Raw genomic sequence first — 20,417 nt, forward strand, 5'->3', positions numbered from 1 at the left:
GTCTTCAATTATCATTGCTGGGTGGGGTATTATTTCCTGCCTTCGAAACCGGTGCGCTGCGCGATGTGTCGAACAATCCGGCTACAAGAAAGAAGAAAAGTGTGAATGTGAAAATGATGACGGCAAGGTAAGCCAGCCACAAAGCGACCGGCCGCCAAGTTGCACCGCGCGTCCTGGCATGCATGATTGCAAAGCCCGCCATCAGGAATCCGGCACCAAGTGCCCCGGCAATTGCTGTTGCCGCATATCCGATGCCGCCTGGCAGAAAACACGCGGCGCATGCAATCGCAAACACAAAAAGGCCAGGGCGCGGCATGCGTAATGCCCGTGGCCAATCATCTTTCGGGCGGCGAAGCTTGCCTGATGCTGCTGTCAACCGCAGGGCAATATAGAGATTGCCGACGATGAGGATGACCCATACTGCAGGCTGAATTGCCGGAAGCGCGCGCACAACAAATTCGGCCAGTCCCTGCGCAACTTCCGCGTTGGGTGCGAGTTGGGGGTTGGTCGCTACAAGTTGCTGCCCCAAGGATTTGATCAAAGCCTGGGCAAACTCGTCGCCATAGCCAATCAACATGCCGATTGCGATGAATGCCGCCGCTACAATCAGCGTAAGCCGCAGGAGTGTATCTGCCAGCGGATACCAGACATATGCGTCGCTGGGACCGCCAACTTCGGAGGCAGGGCGCGCAAGTCCTGTAAAATAGGCTGCAGCGGCCGCCGGAAGCGCGATAATCAGAACGAGGACGAGTGCTGCCGTAGGGGCAGCCAGCACCGATACGATCACCGCCATGGATAGCGCTGCGATAAAGCCGGTGGCAGTGCCCCAGCCGAGAGCAGCGACAAAAATGGGGAGGGGGGAGAACAGCAGCAATGTCATGGCAAGGGTGGACTGCGCGATAACGCCAATCGAGAGCAGCGCGGCTGCAAGCCCCGCTAATACTCCAACGCCAAAATCTTTTGCTGTAGGTAACATTTCGCTCGCTGTCCTGCTTGCATAAGCAGTTAGAGGTGGTTTTTAAACCGATGCCTCAACTTGGGTTTTATTTTTCACCAACTCCGCGCCCATCGCGACTGGTGTACTAAACGGTAGATTAAGGCGGCGATCTGATCGCCGCCTTAATCAATATTACTTCACGACGTATGGCAGAAGGCCAAGGAAACGTGCGCGCTTGATCGCCTGAGCGAGTTCGCGCTGCTTCTTCTGGCTCACAGCTGTGATACGCGAAGGAACGATCTTGCCACGCTCGGAAATGTAGCGCGACAGAAGCTTTACGTCCTTGTAGTCGATCTTCGGCGCATTCGCACCCGAGAACGGGCAGGTCTTGCGGCGGCGATGGAACGGACGGCGGGTCGGGATCTGATTGATGTCAACCATTATTCTGCTCCTTCACCGGCTTCGTCACGTGGACGGCGTGGGCGACGCGGACGGTCGTCATCACGGCCACCGAACTTGTTGTCATCGCGATCACGGCGATCGTCACGGCGAGCGAGCATGGCCGACTGGCCTTCCTCGTGTTCGTCAACGCGGATCGTCATGAAACGCAGGACGTCTTCGTTGATGCGCTGCTGACGCTCGAGCTCTGCAACAGCCGCTGCAGGAGCAGTGATGTTGAGCAGCGAGTAATACGCCTTGCGGTTCTTGTTAATACGATATGTGAGAGCACGGAGCCCCCAGCTTTCGATACGCCCGACTGTGCCGCCATTGGTCTCGATGATGCCCTTGTATTGTTCTACAAGCGCATCGACCTGCTGCTGCGAAATGTCCTGTCGAGCAAGGAACACATGTTCATAAAGAGCCATTTGTCTTTGCCTTTCTTCGTTAGTATTGCCCGGATCAACGGATGAACCTCTGCGAATCTCTCAGGCCGGTGAACGGCGAAGAAAGGACGCGTATGGAGACGATCGAGAGAGGAGACACGGGAGGCTGAAGCTTTTCGCTCCGACGGATTGAAATCCGGCCCTCCGTTCAGCCCCCAGCTGACGCCGAGCAATGAACGGGCGCTCTATACGGGCAAAACGTGAAAGAAGCAACCCGTTCGCCAATTTTAATGGTTTGGGTTCAAGCCCGGCTTGGGAAAATTAGACCCATAGGGTCGCGATCTTTGGAGTTGGCTCCAATGACCCACTCATTGCGAAATATTTGTAGAGCACAAGGAGTGATAACAATTTTTCTTGTGTCTGGTCATCGAATTGGCTGACATGGGCATTGGCATTTCGGATAATGGCAACTGCTTCGTCGGCATGCTTGTTATAATAGCAAATCTTATCTTCCAGATCCGCAAAATCAGGGCGCAATTGCACATAATGATGTCCTGGTATCAGGCACCCTTCCATAAACCAGGTTTCGTAGACAGGGTCTGGCATCATGCATAGTGATTGGGACGCCATTATCCATTGCAGGTTTGTCGCCACATCATGCCCTTCCACCGAAATTATGTAGCGGAAGCGCCTTATCTGCTCCACCGCCGACATGAATGGCTTGCCCCAGGGGGAGGAGGCATCATGACTCGCCATTCCAACATCACACAGTGGATGGTCGAAATAACGTTTAACCAAGGAAGAGCGTTTTTCGTTATTGTTGCCACCTCGCCATACTGCTAATGGCTGTTTTTCGGCGAAGGTTACGGGAACATCCAATTTTTGAAAATGGCGAAGCTTGTTGAGCTTCAGTAAAACCGATTCTTTATTGTCTCCGTGGATCGGGCGGCTTTTCACAATGGACGGTACGGGAGGAACGGAAGTCACATCGCCGAAAACATGTGCTATTTCCAACTCAGCAGGGAAGTACCGGGCATGTTCCTTCAGGTCGTAATAGTACATGCTCTGGTTTCTCGGTAAATTGGAGATTTTGGAGCTTGCTTCAATGCGCGGTGATCGTTCTCCAATCTTGTTGTAGTAATTCAGGCGGGATCTGAGATGGTCCCGTTCGCATATCTGGAAATCTTCACATAGAACATTCAGCTGCCTGCGGAATAAATGCTGAGGCAACAGGTCTCTGATAATGTTTCTGGAGTAATATTCGATCTTCTTTATTGATCTGGTGATGGACATTGGCTTCAAAAAATTGGCAACCGAACCAACCGTCTACAGCCGAAAAAGCTTGCTGAATTCCGGAGTAGCATTGGGGCGTCTGAGGTTGAAATGGTTAGCTGAAAATGTATTGCGTTATAATATGTAAGGTGGGATTGAACCCTGCGATATTGGCAACATCGTGCATTGCAGTGGTGTGATATGCAAGTCAGTTTTTTCAAAGGCCCATGAGAGAGCTTGACTTCGCGCTTGCTGATAGGCACACCGCGCGGCACATTGAGCCCGGTTTCATTTGGAGGCATTTCTATGTCCATAGCATTCACCTTTCCCGGACAGGGGAGTCAGTCCGTCGGCATGGGCAAGGCGCTTGCCGACAATTTTGCACAAGCCAAGGCCGTCTTTGATGAGGTGGACGAGGCTTTGGGTGAAAAGCTGTCCTCCATCATATGGGAAGGGCCTGAAGAGACATTGACGCTTACTGCCAATGCGCAGCCGGCTTTGATGGCCGTATCCATTGCGGTTATCCGCGTGCTGGAATCCCAGGGCATCTCGCTTAAGGACAAGGTTTCCTTTGTAGCTGGCCACTCGCTAGGTGAATATTCTGCGCTTTGCGCGGCTGGTACGTTCTCCTTGGCCGATACCGCGCGGCTTTTGCGTATTCGCGGCAACGCCATGCAAAAAGCAGTTCCAGCGGGTCGGGGCGCTATGGCTGCCATTATCGGTCTTGAATATGCGGACGTCGAATCCGTGTGCGCCGAGGCCTCGGCGCAAGGATCGGTTCAGATCGCCAATGACAATGGCGGCGGACAACTGGTTATCTCGGGTGCAAAGGCTCCGGTCGAGGCGGCCGCTGCGCTGGCTTCTGCCAAGGGTGCAAAGCGTGCGATCATGCTGCCTGTTTCCGCTCCTTTTCATTCAGCTCTCATGGCGCCTGCTGCTGATGCGATGCAGGAAGCTCTTGCAGCCGTTGCCAAGAATGATCCCATCGTGCCGCTTATTGCCAATGTCAAAGCGGCGCCGGTTAGTTCTGCCGATGAAATTGCAGCCTTGCTAGTTGAGCAGGTGACCGGACGGGTTCGCTGGCGCGAAACTGTTGAGTGGTTTGGTGCCAATGGGGTATCGACGCTTTATGAGATTGGCGCAGGCAAAGTGCTTACAGGGCTTGCGCGCCGTATCAATAAAGACATTTCCGGTGTAGCAGTTGGGACGCCGGAAGATATTGAAGCGGCTGTAGCCGCCCTGAATGCTTGATAAACACTGGAATAGAGGAACGCGCAATGTTTGACCTTACTGGCCGCAAGGCTCTCATTACGGGCGCAACAGGTGGTATCGGTGAAGCGATTGCCCGCGCGCTGCATGCCCAGGGTGCAATTGTCGGTTTGCACGGTACGCGCATCGAGAAGCTGGAAGCCTTGGCAGGCGAACTTGGCGATCGCGTCAAGATTTTCCCGGCAAACCTTTCCAATCGCGATGAAGTCAAGGCGCTGGGTGAGAAGGCTGAAACGGATCTTGAAGGCGTGGAGATATTGGTCAACAATGCCGGTATCACCAAAGACGGTTTGTTTGTGCGCATGAGCGACGCCGACTGGGACAATGTTCTGGAGGTCAATTTGACCGCCGTGTTCCGTCTCACCCGCGAATTAACCCATCCCATGATGCGCCGGCGCTATGGCCGCATCATCAACATAACGTCAATCGTTGGCGTTACCGGAAATCCCGGCCAGACAAATTACGTGGCTTCGAAGGCCGGCCTTATCGGCTTCTCCAAGTCGCTTGCGCAGGAGATCGCCAGCCGCAACGTTACCGTGAATTGTGTAGCGCCCGGTTTCATCGAATCAGCCATGACCGACAAGCTCAATGACAAGCAGAAGGAAGGCATCATGTCCGCCATTCCTATGCGCCGTATGGGCACAGGCGAGGAAATCGCGTCGTCAGTGGTTTATCTTGCCAGCAGTGAGGCTGCCTACGTCACTGGCCAGACGATCCATGTAAACGGTGGCATGGCGATGATCTGATTAATCACTCACGCATCCTGCGATCGAGTGAAGTATAGGAAACAATCACATTTATGAGATTGAGGCCGTGAATAAAGCGTGATAAGTCGCGCACCAGTTGTGACATCAAATGGATTTGCCAAATCGATTAGATGCCCAAGAAATTCCGCAAGGAATAAGCCGCAGGGGTTGGTGTTTTAGCTGTTAAACAGCACTGAACCATCATCTTATTGCTTGATTAGAGTCATCCGTGCCGCTAACCAAGGCATAGGGAAAAACAAACAGGTTGAGGTTTCCACATGAGTGATACTGCAGAACGCGTCAAGAAAATCGTTATTGAACATCTGGGCGTTGATGCCGAGAAAGTCACCGATGGTGCGAGCTTCATCGACGATCTGGGCGCAGACAGCCTTGATACTGTCGAGCTCGTGATGGCTTTTGAAGAAGAATTCGGCGTTGAAATTCCGGATGATGCTGCTGAAACGATTTTGACTGTCGGCGATGCCGTCAAGTTCATCGACAAAGCACAAGCCTAATTTTTGTTATGCCTGGCGGCGCATGAGTGAATGAAGTGGCGTAACGCCTTTCTCATTCATGCGTTCGAGGGATACAACCATGTCGCATATGATAATTAAGGATCGGCCATGAGGCGCGTTGTCATAACCGGCCTTGGGCTGGTTTCTCCTCTCGCATCGGGTGTTGAGCTCACTTGGTCAAGGCTTTTGGCCGGCCAGAGCGGTGCCCGGCGCGTTACAGAATTTGATGTTGAAGATCTGCCCTGCAAGATCGCATGCCGCATTCCGGTGGGCGACGGGTCCGATGGCACTTTCAATCCTGACGATTGGATGGAGCCGAAGGAACAGCGCAAGGTTGATCCATTTATTATTTACGCAATGGCAGCTGCCGATCAGGCGCTTGCTGATGCAAAATGGGCACCTGAAAGCGATGAAGACCAGATTCGCACTGGTGTGCTCATCGGTTCAGGTATCGGTGGTCTCGAAGGGATTGTTGAAGCAGGTTACACCCTGCGTGATAAAGGCCCGCGCCGCATTTCGCCCTTCTTTATTCCCGGACGATTGATCAATCTCGCTTCCGGTCAAGTTTCCATCAAGCACAAGCTGCGTGGCCCAAACCATTCGGTCGTCACCGCTTGCTCTACCGGTGCGCATGCCATTGGCGATGCGGCCCGTTTGATTGCTTTTGGCGATGCAGATCTGATGGTCGCTGGTGGAACGGAATCTCCAGTCAGCCGTATTTCGCTTGCCGGTTTTGCGGCCTGTAAGGCGCTTTCCACGGAAAGAAATGACGATCCTACAGCTGCTTCCCGCCCGTATGACAGAGACCGCGATGGCTTTGTCATGGGTGAGGGTGCCGGTATCGTTGTTCTTGAAGAGCTGGATCACGCATTGGCTCGCGGCGCCAAGATTTATGCCGAAGTCATAGGCTATGGCCTGTCGGGCGACGCCTACCATATCACCGCGCCTTCCGAGAGCGGTGAGGGTGCGCAGCGCTCCATGGAAATGGCGCTCAAGCGTGCGGGCATTACCCCGTCGGATATCGATTACATCAATTCGCATGGCACTTCGACCATGGCTGATACCATTGAGCTTGGTGCGGTGGAGCGGGTTGTCGGCGATTCTGCGTCAAAAATTTCGATGTCGTCAACGAAATCGTCGATTGGGCATCTTCTCGGTGCTGCAGGTTCCACGGAAGCAATCTTCTGCGTATTGGCGATTCGTGACAACATCGCGCCACCGACGCTTAATCTTGACAATCCATCTGTTGAAACCAAAATCGATTTGGTTCCGCATAAAGCACGCGAACGGAAGATTGATATCGCCTTGTCCAATTCTTTCGGATTTGGCGGAACCAATGCTTCGCTTGTTCTGCGGCGTTATCAACAGTGATCGGACTTATGGCGAGGGCGCTCGGCGCTTTCGCCATATTACAGTCGATTTTACCGCATAGTGGCTGAATCAGCTTTGATTTGAGCTGTACTATGCGCCATCTGCAAAGTTGCCGTTCCTTCATCCACTGGGTGAACGGCAAAATAACCGCTAATTCGTCCCGAGGTGCTTGCGTGAGTTCAGATCAGCAGTCTGGAGAGACAAATAGTTCCGGTACGCCGGAGCGTAAGCCTATTGTCCCGCAGTCGGCATCTGAAGCTTTGCGTCCAGAACCAGGCACGCCTCCACCAGCGCCGAAACGCCGCTCACGCCGCGCCAGAAGCCAGATCGTCGTTTTTGCAAACTTCATGCTGTCATTGGTTGTGCTGGTTGTGCTCGCCGCGGCTGCTGTTGTTTATTTTGGCAAGGTCGAATTTAACGAACCCGGCCCAAATGATGTGACCACCAATTACGTGGTCAAGAGTGGCTCCGGTATTATTGAAATAGCCGACGGACTTGAGCGCCGTGGGATTATCTCTGACGCACGCATATTCAAATATGGCGTACAGGCCTATGGCCATCAGGGCAACATGAAGGCCGGCGAATACGAGATCAAGGCGCACGCATCCATGCGCGAGATCATGGACCTGCTGCGCAGCGGAAAATCTGTTCTGCACTCTCTCACCATACCGGAAGGTCTGACTGTCGAGCAGATATTCCAGCGTATCAGCGAGGATGACGTTCTGACCGGCAATCTACCAGCTATTATGCCAAAGGAAGGCTCGCTTTTTGCTAATACGATGCGGTTTTCCCGTGGCACGACCCGCGAAGAACTCGTGAAGAAAATGCAGGCGGACCAAAAGAAGCTGGTTGAAGATATTTGGGAGCGCCGCGATCCCAGCGTGCCGCTAAAAACCATTGAAGAGTTTGTCACGCTCGCTTCTATTGTCGAGAAAGAGACGGGCAAAGCTGACGAGCGCCCGCGTGTTGCCTCCGTATTCATCAACCGGCTTAACAAGCGCATGCGCCTGCAATCTGATCCGACGATCCTCTATGGTCTCTTTGGAGGAAAAGGCCGCCCTGCGGACCGCGCAATCCTGAAGTCGGATATCGAAAAGCCCACGCCATATAATACATATACAATTAATGGTCTCCCGCCTGGTCCTATTGCCAATCCTGGTCGTGACGCCCTTGAGGCTGTTGCCCATCCTTCGCAGACGAAAGATCTATATTTCGTTGCCGATGGCACTGGAGGCCATGTCTTTGCTGCGACGCTGGAAGAGCATAATGAGAACGTAAAGCGGTGGCGCGAAGTCGAAAAGAACAGGCTTGATGAAGCCGCAAAAGCCGCGACGGGGGACGAGAATGCCGTGCCGGTTGAGGGCGGCGTCGCAAATTAACCGGAAAGAATGCCGGGCCAAGGGGGAAGCATATGTCATTGCAGAGTATGACGGGTTTTGCCCGTCACCTCCGGACCTTTCCCGGAGTGCAGATTTCGTGGGAAATCAAATCGGTCAATGGCAAAGGGCTCGATGTACGCTTTCGGCTGCCGCAAGGCTTTGAAGCGATTGATCAAAAAGCCCGGGCTCTTTTCGGACAGCATTTCAAGCGCGGCAATTTTCAGGCCGCATTGACTGTCGACAAAACGGAAGGCGCTTCTGCCAGGACTGTGGTTAACCGGCCATTGCTTGAGGAATTGGCATCAATCGCCGGGCGGTTGCGTGAAGAATTCAATCTCGCGCCCTCAACGCCGGAAGGGTTGATGGCGCTGCGCGGCGTACTTGAAGTGCCGCAGGATATTGTCACACCGGAAGATCAGTCGAAGCTGGATGATTTAGCGCTAGCGGTTCTCGAAGAGACGCTTGTAAGGCTTGAGCAGGATCGCCGGGCAGAGGGAAGCGCGCTCGGCGAGATATTGTCGCGGCAAGTGTCTGCCGTTGAAGCGCTGGTTGAACGGGCAAAGCGCGATCCAAGCCGGTCGCTTGAAGCGATAAAGGGTAGGTTTTCCGCACAGGTCGCCCTTCTGCTTGATGCGGCACCAGCGCTCGATGAGGCAAGGTTGCATATGGAAGCGGCGTTCCTGGCAACAAAGGCGGACATTCAGGAAGAGCTTGATCGTCTTGAAATGCACGTGGCATCAGCGCGGCTTCTCTTGGCGGATGGAAACGGCGCTGGGCGAAAGCTGGATTTTCTGACACAGGAATTTAACCGGGAAGCAAATACGCTTTGCTCAAAAGCAAACGCTGCATCAATTACAACCATAGGTCTTGACCTTAAGGCCGTTGTAGATCAATTGCGCGAGCAGATACAGAATTTGGAGTAGATATGCTCAACGCTATCAAAAGACGCGGCCTCATGCTGGTGCTTTCATCGCCCTCCGGTGCCGGTAAATCGACGATCGCCCGCCTGCTGCTGAACGATAAAGAAAAGCTCGAATTGGCGCTGTCAGTCAGCGTTACAACACGAACACGCCGCCCAAGTGAGATCGAGGGTGTCCATTACCACTTTATTTCGGTGCGTGAGTTCGAACGGTTGCGCGACAGCGACGAGTTGATCGAATGGGCAGAGGTTCACGGCAATTTTTACGGCACGCCTCGCGAGGCTGCCGAAAATGCGCTCGCCGATGGTCAGGACATGCTGTTCGATATTGACTGGCAGGGTGCTCTTCAACTTCAGGAAAAGATGAAGGGGGATGTTGTGAGCATTTTCATTTTACCGCCTTCCATGGCCGATCTGAAGCAACGTCTGCATCGCCGCGCCGAAGATACGGAAGAAGTGATCGAGATGCGCTTGCGAAATGCGCGCAATGAGATCGAGCGTTGGCGTTCTTATGACTACGTTATCGTCAATAAGGACCTCGACCGTGCCTATAATCAGGTCCAGTCTATCGTCACCGCGGAGCGTCTGCGCCGTGATCGCTCGCCCGGCCTGTTTGATTTCGTCAACGGACTACTGGAAGAAAAGCTGGACTAGAGCGAATTTGCAAGCGCCACAAACTCATCGATAGACAATGTTTCGGCGCGCCGGGTGGGATCAATTCCCGCCTTTGCCAGCAGAGCCTCGCCACCCAGCGATTTGACGCTTTGCCGTAGCATTTTGCGGCGCTGACCGAAGGCAGCCTGCGTAACCTTGCCTAAAACCGTAGCATCACAGGACAATGGTGCCTCCCGTGGCACCAGATGCACCACTGATGAGGTAACCTTTGGCGGCGGGGTGAAGGCCTGCGGCGGCACGTCAAAGGTTATTCTCGCCTCTGTACGCCACCCTGCAAGCACACCAAGTCGCCCATAGGAGTCCGATCCCGGTCGTGCGACGATGCGTTCGGCCACTTCGCGCTGAAACATCAGGGTCAGCGAAGAGTAGAATGGCGGCCAGGGCTCTGCCAATAGCCAGCCGACCAGCAGGGGTGTTCCAACATTATAGGGCAGGTTTGCGACGATCTTTATCTTGCTGTCGCCTGCCAGAGCCGCAAAGTCGGTTTCCATTGCATCGCCCGGGATGACGCGAAGACGGCCCGGGTAATGGTCGGCAATTTCCTGAAGAGCAGCCAGACAGCGCTCATCGCGTTCGATGGCGATGACATTGGCGCCTTGTGCCAAAAGCGCGCGCGTCAAACCACCGGGGCCGGGGCCAACTTCAATAACAGTCTGCCCTTCAAGATCCCCGGCTTGACGGGCGATCTTTGCAGTCAGGTTCAGATCGAACAGAAAGTTTTGGCCGAGTGATTTTCTCGCCATCAGTTCATGACGTTCGATGACTTCGCGTAAGGGGGGAAGGTCGTCGATGCTCATGCGATATTCTTTTCTTCTTTGTTCAATGCGAGTTCATAGGCAAGGCGGATTGCCGCGATCAGGCTGTCGGGCTTGGCCTGTCCGGTCCCCGCAATATTAAATGCAGTGCCGTGGTCGGGCGAGGTGCGTATGAAGGGCAAACCAAGCGTAACATTGACGCTGTCGTCAAATCCAAGCGTCTTTGCCGGTATCAGTGCCTGATCGTGATACATGCATATCGCAACATCATATGTTGCTCTGGCTGCCGGATGGAACATCGTATCGGCTGGCAGGGGCCCGCGTGCGTCAATACCTTCGGCACGAAGAATCTGGATAGCGGGCCTGACGATGATTTCATCTTCGGTACCCATGCTGCCGCCTTCGCCCGCATGCGGGTTAAGCCCGGCTATTGCAAGCCGAGGTTCGGCGATACCAAACTGGTTTTTAAGCGCTGCAGCGGTGATACGGCATATTGCAACGATGGTTGGGATATCCAGAACAACCGGAACCTGAGCAATGCCTATATGTATGGTCACGGGAACCGCTCTAAGCAGTGGCCCGGCAAGCATCATGACGGGCGTGACGTCATGTCCGAGATGCTGAGCGGCAAGATGTGCAAGAAATTCTGTGTGGCCCGGAAAACGAAATCCAGCATCGTAAAGCGGTTTCTTTGCAATGGGGCAGGTAACGACAGCGCGCGCTTCGCCTGACAGGCTTAATGCAACTGCGCGCTCGATAGCCTCCATCGTTCCCGGGGCATTCTCAGCCAGCGGTGTTCCCGGCTGGTCAATTTGTGCGTTTTCAAGCGGCACGACGGGGAGTGCATCAGCGAATAGGCCTTCGGCCCTCACCGGCGTTGAAATAGCAATCGTGCAATTCTGCCCTGTAAGCTTTGCGCGCGCTTCAATCAGCGCCGGGTCGGCGAGCAGAAAAAACGGCGGCAGACCCAATTGCTTGCGCTTCAACCAACAGGCAATGGCAATTTCAGGACCGATGCCCGAAGGGTCGCCGCAGCTTACAGCGATGGCAGTCATGGGCACGCCCCGTCTTCTATGAGGTAGAGCAAGTCTTGTTTATTCGACGCGGCATCGTGCCGAAGGCGAATACTGCTATTCGTTGGTGATTTTGGCTTTGGCGCGCAGTTCATCAAGGTATTTCTTATCAACGGCCTCTGCTGTCGCATCGCCTTTGCCGCTATTTTGTTCTTGCGCGAATACCATACGGGCTACGCGGTCATCGGAGACCTGGCGTGTTGCACAGACACCCAGATATTCAACGCCCTTATCGGTATCAAGCGTAGCGGTGGCGTGGCCAACTGATGTCGATTTTACCTGAGCTGCCCATTCAGGGGGAAGTTCCTGCTCGATAAACTTGCCAAGGTCACGCACGGTAACGTCAAGTGTACCTTTGGCAATATCGCGCGTGCCATCGCAGCCGTTGAACTTGGCGCGCATTGCATTGGCTTCGCTGCGACGCTTTGCAAGTCTGTCGCGCTTGTTTGCCGGTACAACGAAAATCACCTGTTGAAGCTGATATTCAGTAGAAACAGGTTTCTTGCCGCCATCTTTGAGCATGCGTTGAACTGCATCCTGCTCGGTAAACTTAGCGCCGCCCTGCGAACGATTGCGGGTCGCCAATGCGCGGCCCCAGCTCATCTGAATGCGGATATATTCCTTAAAGTGCTGGGCGGTAACGCCAGCCTTGTCCAGGACGCTATTAAGCTGAGCCAATGTCATCTTGTTATTGGTTGCGAAGCGGGCGAAAGCATCGTTGACTTCGCCATCGCCAACAAGAAGGTTGAGCCGTCGCAACTCCTGGCGCTTCAATGCTTCTTCGGTCAATTCCTCTTTGGCATCGCCCTTTTTACGCTGCAACTTCAGGAAGGCGGCGCGCCGTGAAATATCGTAATCGGTGATAGGAGCACCATTGACAACAACTTTGATTTCGCTTGCGGCTGCAGGTAGAATTGTTCCCGCCGTGAGACTCGAGCCGATTACGGCAAACAAAGCCGCTGCAATAATATGGTTCCTCGCCATCATTCCTAATTATCCAATCATTGTCCGCATGTAATAAGCGGGCTGTAGCCTTAGTGCTTTGGTGTAGTAGCGTAATTACTGTCGCTTTACTAAGGCAAAAGCGTGACTGACCGCAAGAGCGGTCGTCAAACGTGATGGTTAGATGCCGCCAATATCAACTGGCTCACCAACGCCCCAGAGCGTTCTGAACGAGATATTGAACCCGAATTTCGTCGTCTTGTCGCCCTCTGCGCCATTAACGGTCACAGGCTGCTCTTGCTGATAATACATGCTGTATGTGAAGCATTCATCATCATAGGCCAGCGCTGCGGTGCGCTTCACCAACGTCTCGGATACGAGATCATAGGTCCCTGAGCCGAGAACACGCCAGTTCGGTGTTAGCTTGGCAGAGCCGCCTACCGTCACCTCGTGGCGGTCTGTCGGAAACCCGTAAGTCTCCTGCTTGTCAATGAATGCATATTTGACAAAGGCTGAGCCATACTTGCCATCCGCTGTGCTGGCAACTTCGGCGCGGCGAACCTCAAATGTGTCCTTGTCGAAGCGCCCGCCAGTTGTCACGTTGAACCGGCCATAATTGGCACCAATCATCGCAACATAGTCTGAACGGTCATCTTCAAGGCCAGACTCTGCGCCAACATTCACGAAGTCATTCGTATTGAACGAATTTTTCCCGGCGATATGGAATGACTGGCCAGCAATACCATTGAGCGACAGGCCATTACTGAATGTACCGGAATAGCGAACGCCGAGATTGACGCGCGTGCCACCTTCAACCCGGTCATAACCGGAAAATTTGTCACGCTCGAACAGGCTGGATGCGTCGAAAACAAAGCTCTGTGCGTCTTCGTTCGGCATCTCGCCCGCATAGGGCTCATTATTACGAACGAATAGCTGAGCAGTCGGCTCCAGCACATGCGTCGAACTGGTCGTTGAGAACAGGATAGGCCATCTGGCCTCAAGACCTGCTGTCGCCATGCCGCGGAAGGCTTCAGAACGCACCACAGCGGCCGTGTCGGAGTCCACATACATTCCATCGCCGCGCAAAGCGAGGAGGGGTGTAATAACCAGGCCGTTAGGCGCGATGAATGTACGTTTCCATTCCGCTTCAGCGGTCAGACGCCCATCATTGCCTTTGATGCCGGAAATATAGCCTTCACGTGTAAGGTCGCTGAATCCGGTACCACTTAGCCTGTCGCGATGAAGCGCTTGCAAATTAACATCGAAATTCAGTTCGCCGCCTGCAACCGACTGTGTGGGCGTGAAGGCGTAATCCAAACTTGGCATTACCCAAGGCTGCTTTGTTTCCTGAGCACCGGGATTATCATTATCAATCGATTCCTGAACGAGGAAATTATAGAATCGAAGATCGAAGAAGTTTCGATCATTGATGCCCGTCAGGTAGACTTCGTTGGTGATATCGTAATTGTCATACTGATCAATGCCATACCGATAGGCAAACGCCTTGTCCGATTGGGCCATGACATTCCAGCCAACAGTCCATCGCGGATTAATCTGCAAAGCACCCTTGGTAGCGATCATGCCGCGGCCTTCGTTGTCGCGGTCAACCTCTTCACCGGGGTTGAAGGCTTCCGGCTCACGCTGGCTGATGCCGGCAACCTTGATCGAATATTCGCCATTGGTCACGCGGTGGCGCCATTCAGCCTCACCGAGGAAACCCTGCTTGCTGTAGTAAGTACCCGTAAGCGTCAGGTCATAATTGGGTGCAAGGGCCCAGAAATACGGCACGGAAACGCCTGATCCGAGGTTGGTTTCATGCTTGTAGCTTGGAATGAGAAAGCCACTTTTGCGCTTGACTGTCGGATCTGCAATTTCGAAGGCTGGCAGGAAGGCCAATGGCATGCCGAACATTTCAAAACGGCCACGCTCGAAACGAATTGTCTTCTTCTTGCCGTTCCAAATGATCTTTTGCGCACGGACCTGCCAGAGCGGAGCTTTGTCCGGCTTTGTACGGCAAGGCTCGCAGGCAGTATATATACCGTTGTTAAAGGTTGTAATTTCGCCGCCAATACGCTCGGCGCTTTCGGCTGCGAACCGCGTATTGTCAGCGGACTCAACGCGCAGGGCATTGACAAAGCCTTCGCGGAAATCGTCGGTGACATCGAGATTCTCGGCATAAATCCGGTTGCCGTCTTTTTCGACAATCTCAACTTTGCCCATGGCTTTCAGGCGGCCGGTATTCTGGTCATACGTGACCTGACGCGCGACAAGCCGGTTTCCATCATAGTCAATCTGCACACCACCAACGGCGGAAATCGTCTTGGCATTGATGTCGTAGACAAGCTCGTCTGATTCCAGAAGAAGCTGTGCATTTGGATTAGTCTGGACAGTGCCCACAAGTGCATCACTTGTCTGGGCATAGGCTGGGAGCGAAATCCCGCCTGCTAGGCATAGCACTGCCGTCCCGCACAACAAACGTGCGAGCCACGACGGTAACACCGAGCGCGTTACATTCAATCCCACTCTAACCATCCTCCTTGTGCAACAGAAAGGAGACCCCAAAAAATGTTGCAATCAACACGGGTGTCCATGCGGCTATGAAAGGCGGGACGAATCCCGCATTGCCAAATGCCTTGACCACAACAGTGACGACATAAAGCACGAAGCCCGCCAGGACGCCACCCAGAATCATCGTTCCGGATTGTCCAAAGCGAACAAATTTCAACGAAACTGTCGCGGCGATCAAAGTCATCGCCATCAACAAAGCCGGTAAAGCCAGCAAAGACTGGAAATGCATGTCAAAACTGTTGGCTGAATAACCAAAAGAACGGGCTGCGGCAATTTTGTTACGCAGCTCAAAAAAAGGAATTGTTTCAGGCTTGGCGAGGCTTTCTTCAACGAATTCAGGGCGAAGATGCGTCGGAATACGTATTGAATCTAACGGAACCGGGGTTTCGCCAAGCACAAACTTGGTCACATTGTTCAGTTCCCAATAGCCATCTTTCAAGTCAGCGGTTCGCGCATCAAGCCGTTCCCGAATGTCCTGATTCTTGTCCAGCCGAATGAAAGTCGCGTCAACCAATCGTAAACCACGATTGACGATAGATTTGGCACCGATGATGGTTTCGCCATCTTCAGTCTTTTGGCGGAGCCACGGAACGCGGTTCGTGCCAACATCATTGGCTTTGCCGGAACGCCAGGCGGAGGTGATTTGCTCGCTTCGCTCGTAGCCGTGAGCGGCGAGGGGATTGACCAGTAATATTGCAATAAGACCAAAAAGCAGGGCACCTGCGCAGGCTGGCAACAGGAACTGCCACGCTGAAACCCCAACTGAACGAGCGACAACAAGTTCGTACTTGCGATTCAGGGAAATCAACGTTGCCATTGCCGAAAACAGGGCGATGAACGGAAAGACCTGCTGCATGATGAAAGGGATGCGCATCGCCGATATGCCGAATGCGGCGAGCGGTGAATAGTCAGGCAATGCCGACAATTTACCCGACAGCTCCGTAAAATCGAGAATGAGTGCCAGCGCGAAACTGCCCAACAAAAAATATGCCGTGATTGTCACGTAGCGCAAAAAGAAATAGCGACCCAGAGTCCAACCTATCATTTGCGGTTGCCTCCGCGTTTGCGACTGAACAGCTTCGTGCCTAAGCCGGCAAAAGCTTCCTGCCGGGCTGCCAGGTTTGATTTCAGCCACTTCGTCCAACTATCAGGCAAACCGATTTGCCGGTTTGTGACCAAAGCATAGGTTGCAGCCAGACCCGCAAACAGTGGTATCGCGACCAGCAATGGCAGCAGGTCTGCATTTTTATTGGTGTTCTGCCCCGTCGAATAGGCCATCCAGAATACGATGAGGCTGAGCGTAATGGCGGTAAACGAGGCCGAAATCCGGGCCTCGCGATGGGAGCGCGAATCGGCAGCCGCCGCCAGCGCAATCAACGCAAACACAAAGGCATAACTCCACTCAGTGAAACGCTTGTATAGTTCAGACGTGTAGCGCAGTGGGTTGCTCTTATACTGCTTGTCGTTCGGATCGGGATTCAACAGTTCATCCAGAGGGCGGTCTTTCGCAAAAATGGTCGGCTCTTTCTCATCTGCCGCCAAAAATGCTGCAAGATCAAGCGCATATGTGTTGAACTTGATGATGGAAACATTTCCGGTCTGGACATCGCGGCGATCGATTTCGCCGTCTTTCATGACCAGCAGATTCTGGTTTCCCGTTTCAACGACCAGTCCTTCCTTGGCGTAATAAATCAGGTCTGTCGTTGGATCGCGGGAATCGGAAACAAACAATCCCTTGATGGAGCCGTTGGAATCGCGTGCTTCGATCTGAATGTAGAGATTGTCCGCCAGTTCCTGAAAAGCGCCTTGCTGCACCACAAGATTAACGACGTCAGCATTCGCGTCGGCAATCATCTGGCGCATATTGAGCGTGGAGTAGGGCGCGATGAAATTTGCAATCACGAATGACGATATTGAGACGAAGGCGGCAAAAAGCAGAACGGGGCGGATCACCGCCGAGCGCGGCGCGCCCGCGGCATTGATAACGACAAGCTCTGAATCCTGGTTCATTGTCGAAAGCGTCTGCGTAACAGCAATCACCAGCGCAAATGGCATAACAAGCGGGAAGGCGGATGGAAGCAGGTTGGAACTGAATTTGAGAACGTAGAAAAAGCTTTGCCCACTGGTCGTCAGGAAGTTGATGCGCCCCAGCACCTGGACAATCCACGTCACGCCGACTGCCGAAAGCAACACAGCAAAAAACATGACGACGATCCGTCGCAAGATATATATCTCAATCAGGCGCATGTCATGTTTCGCAAGAAGAGTTCCGCCACCTTGTTTAACCACCGGACCGGAAAGACCGGCTGTTCAGTTTATCCCATGAAGCCCATGGAATTTTGGGACGAACCCGTTACGTGTTCTATATATCGACTTTAGTTCAATCTAGTCAGGCTTGGCTAAAAATAGGCGAAGAAAGCTGGTTAACAAGGTGTTAGTCCACATACTTCGTTGAGTCCCTTATTTCATCACGTTTGATAAATAAGAAAATCACGTTTTGTTCAATCTGGAGATATCATGTCCAAACGCCCATCCATCAGTTTTGCGAAGCACGCGCCAATCGAAGGCAAGACTGCCATTTTGCTGGCCAATGCTGAAGGTAAGATCTCTGCAGAGGCCGAATCTGTTATCGGTGCCGATGCGCTGTCGCGTATCATCAATGTTTCGGATTTTAAAGGTAAACTGGCTTCGGGTATTTCCACAATCGCTCCTGCGGATACGCAACTTGATCGGTTGGTATTGATAGGAGCGGGTGATCCAGACAAACTTAAGGCCGATGATTGGCTGAAAATGGGCGGTGCTGCTCTTGCGAAAGTGGCCGGTGTGAAAGACATATCGATTGTTCTGGCGCTTCCAGATACGCAAATTTCGGACACAAGCGCCGCTGATTTTGCACTCGGCATATTGCTGCGCTCCTATAGTTTCAACAAATACAAAACGAAAAAGAACAGGGACGGCGAAAAGGATTATCGCTCAGCCCGCATAACCATTCACGTGGCAGATCCTCAAGCGGCAAAAAAAGCTTTTGCTCAAGCCGAAGCGGTCGCAGAAGGCGTTGTGCTGGCGCGTGATCTGGTGAATGAACCTGCCAATATGCTTGGACCCATCGAATTTGCTGAACGCATTGAGGAGCTGAAGAAGCTCGACGTGAAGGTCGAAATATTGTCCGAAAAAGATATGAAAAAGCTGGGCATGGGCTCGCTTCTCGGTGTTGCACAGGGTTCTACCCGCCCGGCGCGTCTGGCCGTGATGCATTGGAACGGAAGCAAGGGCAAGGACCAGCCGATCGCATTTGTCGGCAAGGGGGTCACCTTTGATAGCGGTGGTCTCTCCATCAAAACCGCGGGTGGCATGGAGGAGATGAAGGGCGATATGGGCGGCGCTGCTGCTGTCACCGGTCTGATGCATGCTTTGGCCACGCGCAAGGCAAAAGTAAATGTCGTCGGCGTGATCGGCATCGTGGAAAACATGATCAACGGCGATGCACAACGTCCGGGCGATATCGTGACCTCTATGTCGGGGCAAACCATAGAAGTGCTCAATACCGATGCCGAGGGACGTCTTGTTCTGGCGGATGCGCTTTACTACTGCAATGATCGTTTCAAGCCAAAGCTCATGATAAATCTCGCCACGCTAACCGGTGCGATCATGATAGCGCTCGGTCTTCATCATGCGGGTCTATTCTCCAATAATGACGAGCTTGCGGGGCAACTTTTGGAGGCCGGACAGGCTACGGGAGAAAAACTCTGGCGCATGCCTCTTGGACCGGAATATGACAAGCTTCTCGATACCAAGAATGCCGACATGAAAAATATTGGCGGGCGCTATGGCGGCGCGATCATAGCTGCACAATTCCTGCAGCGCTTTGTCGGCGATACGCCTTGGGCGCATCTGGACATCGCTGCCACGGCGATAGGCGCTCCCACCAATGAATACAGCCAGTCCTGGGCTTCAGGATTCGGGGTGCGGCTTCTGGACAGATTTGTTCAGGATAATTTTGAGGGTTGACCGTGGAGATCAACCTCTATGGAACGCTTGAGAGCGTATATGTACGCATTGTCAGACTTGTCCTCCTCACTAAGGGAGCCAAATTTTCAATGGTGGAGGCTGACCCTTTCGAGGGAGGAAAGCTCCCGGCTCACTATGACCAGCTGCATCCATTCGGAAAAATCCCGGCGATGGAAATAGATGGTTTCGGTCTTTATGAGACCGATGCCATTGTGCATTATATCGACGCAGTTTTTGACGAGCCTGCATTGATACCGTCATCTGTAAAGGATGCAGCACGCATGCGGCAGCTCATGCGAATTGTTGATGCATATGCCTACCGGCCATTGGTCTGGGGGCTTTATGTTCCGATCTATTGGCGTGATGGACTGGCACCGACGGACGAGGCAATTACCCAATCCCGACAGGTGCTGGGTGTTATCGAGGGAATTCTTGACAAGTCACCTGCCTGCGGCTTCACAACGCTAACACTTGCCACATTCTATATGATGAGCACGCTTGCCGCTGCCGATACAGTGGAACCAGGGGCCGCGCTGATTGACGAGAGGCCACGCTTGCGGGAATGGTGGGATTCGATGCGTGTATCCGCCAGTATGGTCGAGACACGACCGGACTGCATGAAATTCTGACATACGGAATGAAATGACTGAAATTCTCTTCTACCACTTGACTGAATCGACCCTGGAAAATGCGTTGCCCGGGCTCGTTGAGCGCTCGCTTGACCGGAAGTGGAGAGTTGTCATCCAGACTGGCTCGCAGGAACGGCGCGACAGTCTGGATAATCATTTATGGACCTGGTCGGATTCGTCATTTCTTGCCCATGGCACGGATCAGGAGGCCAATCCTGAAGAACAGCCGGTTATCCTGACGACAACGGATGCCAATCCCAATGCGGCAACGGTCCGGTTTCTCGTTGACGGAGCCGTCCCAAGTGATGCCGAAAACTATGAGCGCCTTATTTTGATGTTTGATGGCCATGACCAGCAGCAGCTTGAGCAGGCTCGGGCACAATGGAAATTACTGAAAGATCAGGGCCATGCGTTGACCTATTGGCAGCAGAATGCCGAGGGGCGCTGGGAAAAGAAGGCTTAAAGCAATTTCAGGAAAAGTGGACACCGGTTTTCCGTCCGAAATTGCGTAAAACAAAGACAGGCAATTTCAGGA

The 20,417-nt window shown here is 53.2% G+C and carries 20 protein-coding genes; 10 read left to right on the forward strand and 10 right to left on the reverse strand.

Translation table 11 applies throughout. The features are described 5' to 3' along the window. Nucleotides 1-4: 4 nt before the first annotated feature. The 4 genes from QFZ34_RS18550 to QFZ34_RS18565 all read right to left on the reverse strand — a co-directional run bounded on the left by QFZ34_RS18550 (nucleotide 5) and on the right by QFZ34_RS18565 (nucleotide 2,823). The gene (locus tag QFZ34_RS18550; protein ID WP_115051797.1) at nucleotides 5-976 is read right to left on the reverse strand and encodes a DUF2232 domain-containing protein; all 972 of its coding nucleotides are present in this window, start codon (nucleotides 974-976) and stop codon (nucleotides 5-7) included. Between the two features lie 153 nt (nucleotides 977-1,129). Next, the gene (rpsR, locus tag QFZ34_RS18555; protein WP_008128538.1) at nucleotides 1,130-1,378 is read right to left on the reverse strand and encodes a 30S ribosomal protein S18; all 249 of its coding nucleotides are present in this window, start codon (nucleotides 1,376-1,378) and stop codon (nucleotides 1,130-1,132) included. Further along, nucleotides 1,378-1,803: a 30S ribosomal protein S6 gene (rpsF, locus tag QFZ34_RS18560; protein ID WP_106664746.1), complete on the reverse strand. Its 426-nt coding sequence runs from the start codon at nucleotides 1,801-1,803 to the stop codon at nucleotides 1,378-1,380. The genes rpsR and rpsF overlap by 1 nt, the downstream gene beginning before the upstream one ends. 279 nt (nucleotides 1,804-2,082) lie before the next feature. After that, complete coding sequence (locus QFZ34_RS18565) at nucleotides 2,083-2,823, reverse strand: glycosyl transferase family 90 (RefSeq protein ID WP_307283990.1); 741 nt, start codon at nucleotides 2,821-2,823, stop codon at nucleotides 2,083-2,085. Nucleotides 2,824-3,339: 516 nt separating this feature from the next. Between QFZ34_RS18565 and fabD the strand changes: the two genes are divergently transcribed. From fabD to gmk, 7 genes are all read left to right on the forward strand, one after another. Further along, nucleotides 3,340-4,284, forward strand: coding sequence for an ACP S-malonyltransferase (fabD, locus tag QFZ34_RS18570; RefSeq protein ID WP_307283993.1), 945 nt, complete (start codon nucleotides 3,340-3,342; stop codon nucleotides 4,282-4,284). A 26-nt stretch (nucleotides 4,285-4,310) separates the two neighbouring features. Further along, complete coding sequence (gene fabG, locus QFZ34_RS18575) at nucleotides 4,311-5,048, forward strand: 3-oxoacyl-[acyl-carrier-protein] reductase (protein ID WP_307283997.1); 738 nt, start codon at nucleotides 4,311-4,313, stop codon at nucleotides 5,046-5,048. 278 nt (nucleotides 5,049-5,326) lie between these two features. Beyond that, nucleotides 5,327-5,563 carry an acyl carrier protein gene (locus QFZ34_RS18580; RefSeq protein WP_008128530.1) on the forward strand — a complete coding sequence of 79 codons (237 nt, stop codon included), beginning with the start codon at nucleotides 5,327-5,329 and terminating at the stop codon, nucleotides 5,561-5,563. A gap of 108 nt (nucleotides 5,564-5,671) precedes the next feature. Then, nucleotides 5,672-6,934 (forward strand): beta-ketoacyl-ACP synthase II, encoded by a 1,263-nt coding sequence (fabF, locus tag QFZ34_RS18585; protein ID WP_307284011.1) that lies wholly within the window; start codon nucleotides 5,672-5,674, stop codon nucleotides 6,932-6,934. 143 nt (nucleotides 6,935-7,077) lie between these two features. Continuing rightward, on the forward strand, nucleotides 7,078-8,313 hold the full coding sequence (gene mltG / locus QFZ34_RS18590; RefSeq protein ID WP_370878862.1) for an endolytic transglycosylase MltG: 1,236 nt from the start codon (nucleotides 7,078-7,080) through the stop codon (nucleotides 8,311-8,313). Nucleotides 8,314-8,345: 32 nt separating this feature from the next. Further along, nucleotides 8,346-9,236: a YicC/YloC family endoribonuclease gene (locus tag QFZ34_RS18595; protein WP_307284016.1), complete on the forward strand. Its 891-nt coding sequence runs from the start codon at nucleotides 8,346-8,348 to the stop codon at nucleotides 9,234-9,236. Nucleotides 9,237-9,268: 32 nt separating this feature from the next. After that, nucleotides 9,269-9,886, forward strand: a complete 618-nt coding sequence (gene gmk / locus QFZ34_RS18600; protein WP_307286473.1) for a guanylate kinase — start codon at nucleotides 9,269-9,271, stop codon at nucleotides 9,884-9,886. On the opposite strand, the gene rsmA is transcribed toward gmk, so the two are convergent. The 6 genes from rsmA to lptF form a co-directional block, all read right to left on the reverse strand. Continuing rightward, nucleotides 9,883-10,704 carry a 16S rRNA (adenine(1518)-N(6)/adenine(1519)-N(6))-dimethyltransferase RsmA gene (rsmA, locus tag QFZ34_RS18605; protein ID WP_115051791.1) on the reverse strand — a complete coding sequence of 274 codons (822 nt, stop codon included), beginning with the start codon at nucleotides 10,702-10,704 and terminating at the stop codon, nucleotides 9,883-9,885. The two genes, gmk and rsmA, sit on opposite strands and share 4 nt — an antisense overlap. Continuing rightward, nucleotides 10,701-11,717 carry a 4-hydroxythreonine-4-phosphate dehydrogenase PdxA gene (gene pdxA / locus QFZ34_RS18610; RefSeq protein WP_307284021.1) on the reverse strand — a complete coding sequence of 339 codons (1,017 nt, stop codon included), beginning with the start codon at nucleotides 11,715-11,717 and terminating at the stop codon, nucleotides 10,701-10,703. Before pdxA ends, rsmA begins: the two co-directional genes overlap by 4 nt. 75 nt (nucleotides 11,718-11,792) lie before the next feature. Beyond that, nucleotides 11,793-12,722, reverse strand: a complete 930-nt coding sequence (locus QFZ34_RS18615) for a SurA N-terminal domain-containing protein (RefSeq protein WP_307284024.1) — start codon at nucleotides 12,720-12,722, stop codon at nucleotides 11,793-11,795. A 135-nt stretch (nucleotides 12,723-12,857) separates the two neighbouring features. Continuing rightward, nucleotides 12,858-15,200 (reverse strand): LPS-assembly protein LptD, encoded by a 2,343-nt coding sequence (locus QFZ34_RS18620; protein WP_307284027.1) that lies wholly within the window; start codon nucleotides 15,198-15,200, stop codon nucleotides 12,858-12,860. Between the two features lies 1 nt (nucleotide 15,201). Further along, on the reverse strand, nucleotides 15,202-16,290 hold the full coding sequence (gene lptG, locus QFZ34_RS18625) for an LPS export ABC transporter permease LptG (protein ID WP_115051787.1): 1,089 nt from the start codon (nucleotides 16,288-16,290) through the stop codon (nucleotides 15,202-15,204). Then, nucleotides 16,287-17,492: an LPS export ABC transporter permease LptF gene (lptF, locus tag QFZ34_RS18630; RefSeq protein ID WP_307284031.1), complete on the reverse strand. Its 1,206-nt coding sequence runs from the start codon at nucleotides 17,490-17,492 to the stop codon at nucleotides 16,287-16,289. The genes lptG and lptF overlap by 4 nt, the downstream gene beginning before the upstream one ends. Nucleotides 17,493-17,762: 270 nt before the next feature. On the opposite strand from lptF, the gene QFZ34_RS18635 reads away from it, so the two are divergent. The 3 genes from QFZ34_RS18635 to QFZ34_RS18645 are packed head-to-tail and all read left to right on the forward strand — an operon-like array spanning nucleotide 17,763 to nucleotide 20,345. Then, the gene (locus QFZ34_RS18635; RefSeq protein ID WP_307284039.1) at nucleotides 17,763-19,253 is read left to right on the forward strand and encodes a leucyl aminopeptidase; all 1,491 of its coding nucleotides are present in this window, start codon (nucleotides 17,763-17,765) and stop codon (nucleotides 19,251-19,253) included. 2 nt (nucleotides 19,254-19,255) lie between these two features. Then, complete coding sequence (locus tag QFZ34_RS18640) at nucleotides 19,256-19,882, forward strand: glutathione S-transferase family protein (RefSeq protein WP_307286475.1); 627 nt, start codon at nucleotides 19,256-19,258, stop codon at nucleotides 19,880-19,882. 13 nt (nucleotides 19,883-19,895) lie between these two features. Further along, nucleotides 19,896-20,345: a DNA polymerase III subunit chi gene (locus tag QFZ34_RS18645; protein WP_115051783.1), complete on the forward strand. Its 450-nt coding sequence runs from the start codon at nucleotides 19,896-19,898 to the stop codon at nucleotides 20,343-20,345. The last annotated feature ends 72 nt before the right edge of the window (nucleotides 20,346-20,417 follow it).

It is taken from the genome of Phyllobacterium ifriqiyense, assembly GCF_030817885.1.
Lineage (GTDB): Bacteria > Pseudomonadota > Alphaproteobacteria > Rhizobiales > Rhizobiaceae > Phyllobacterium > Phyllobacterium ifriqiyense.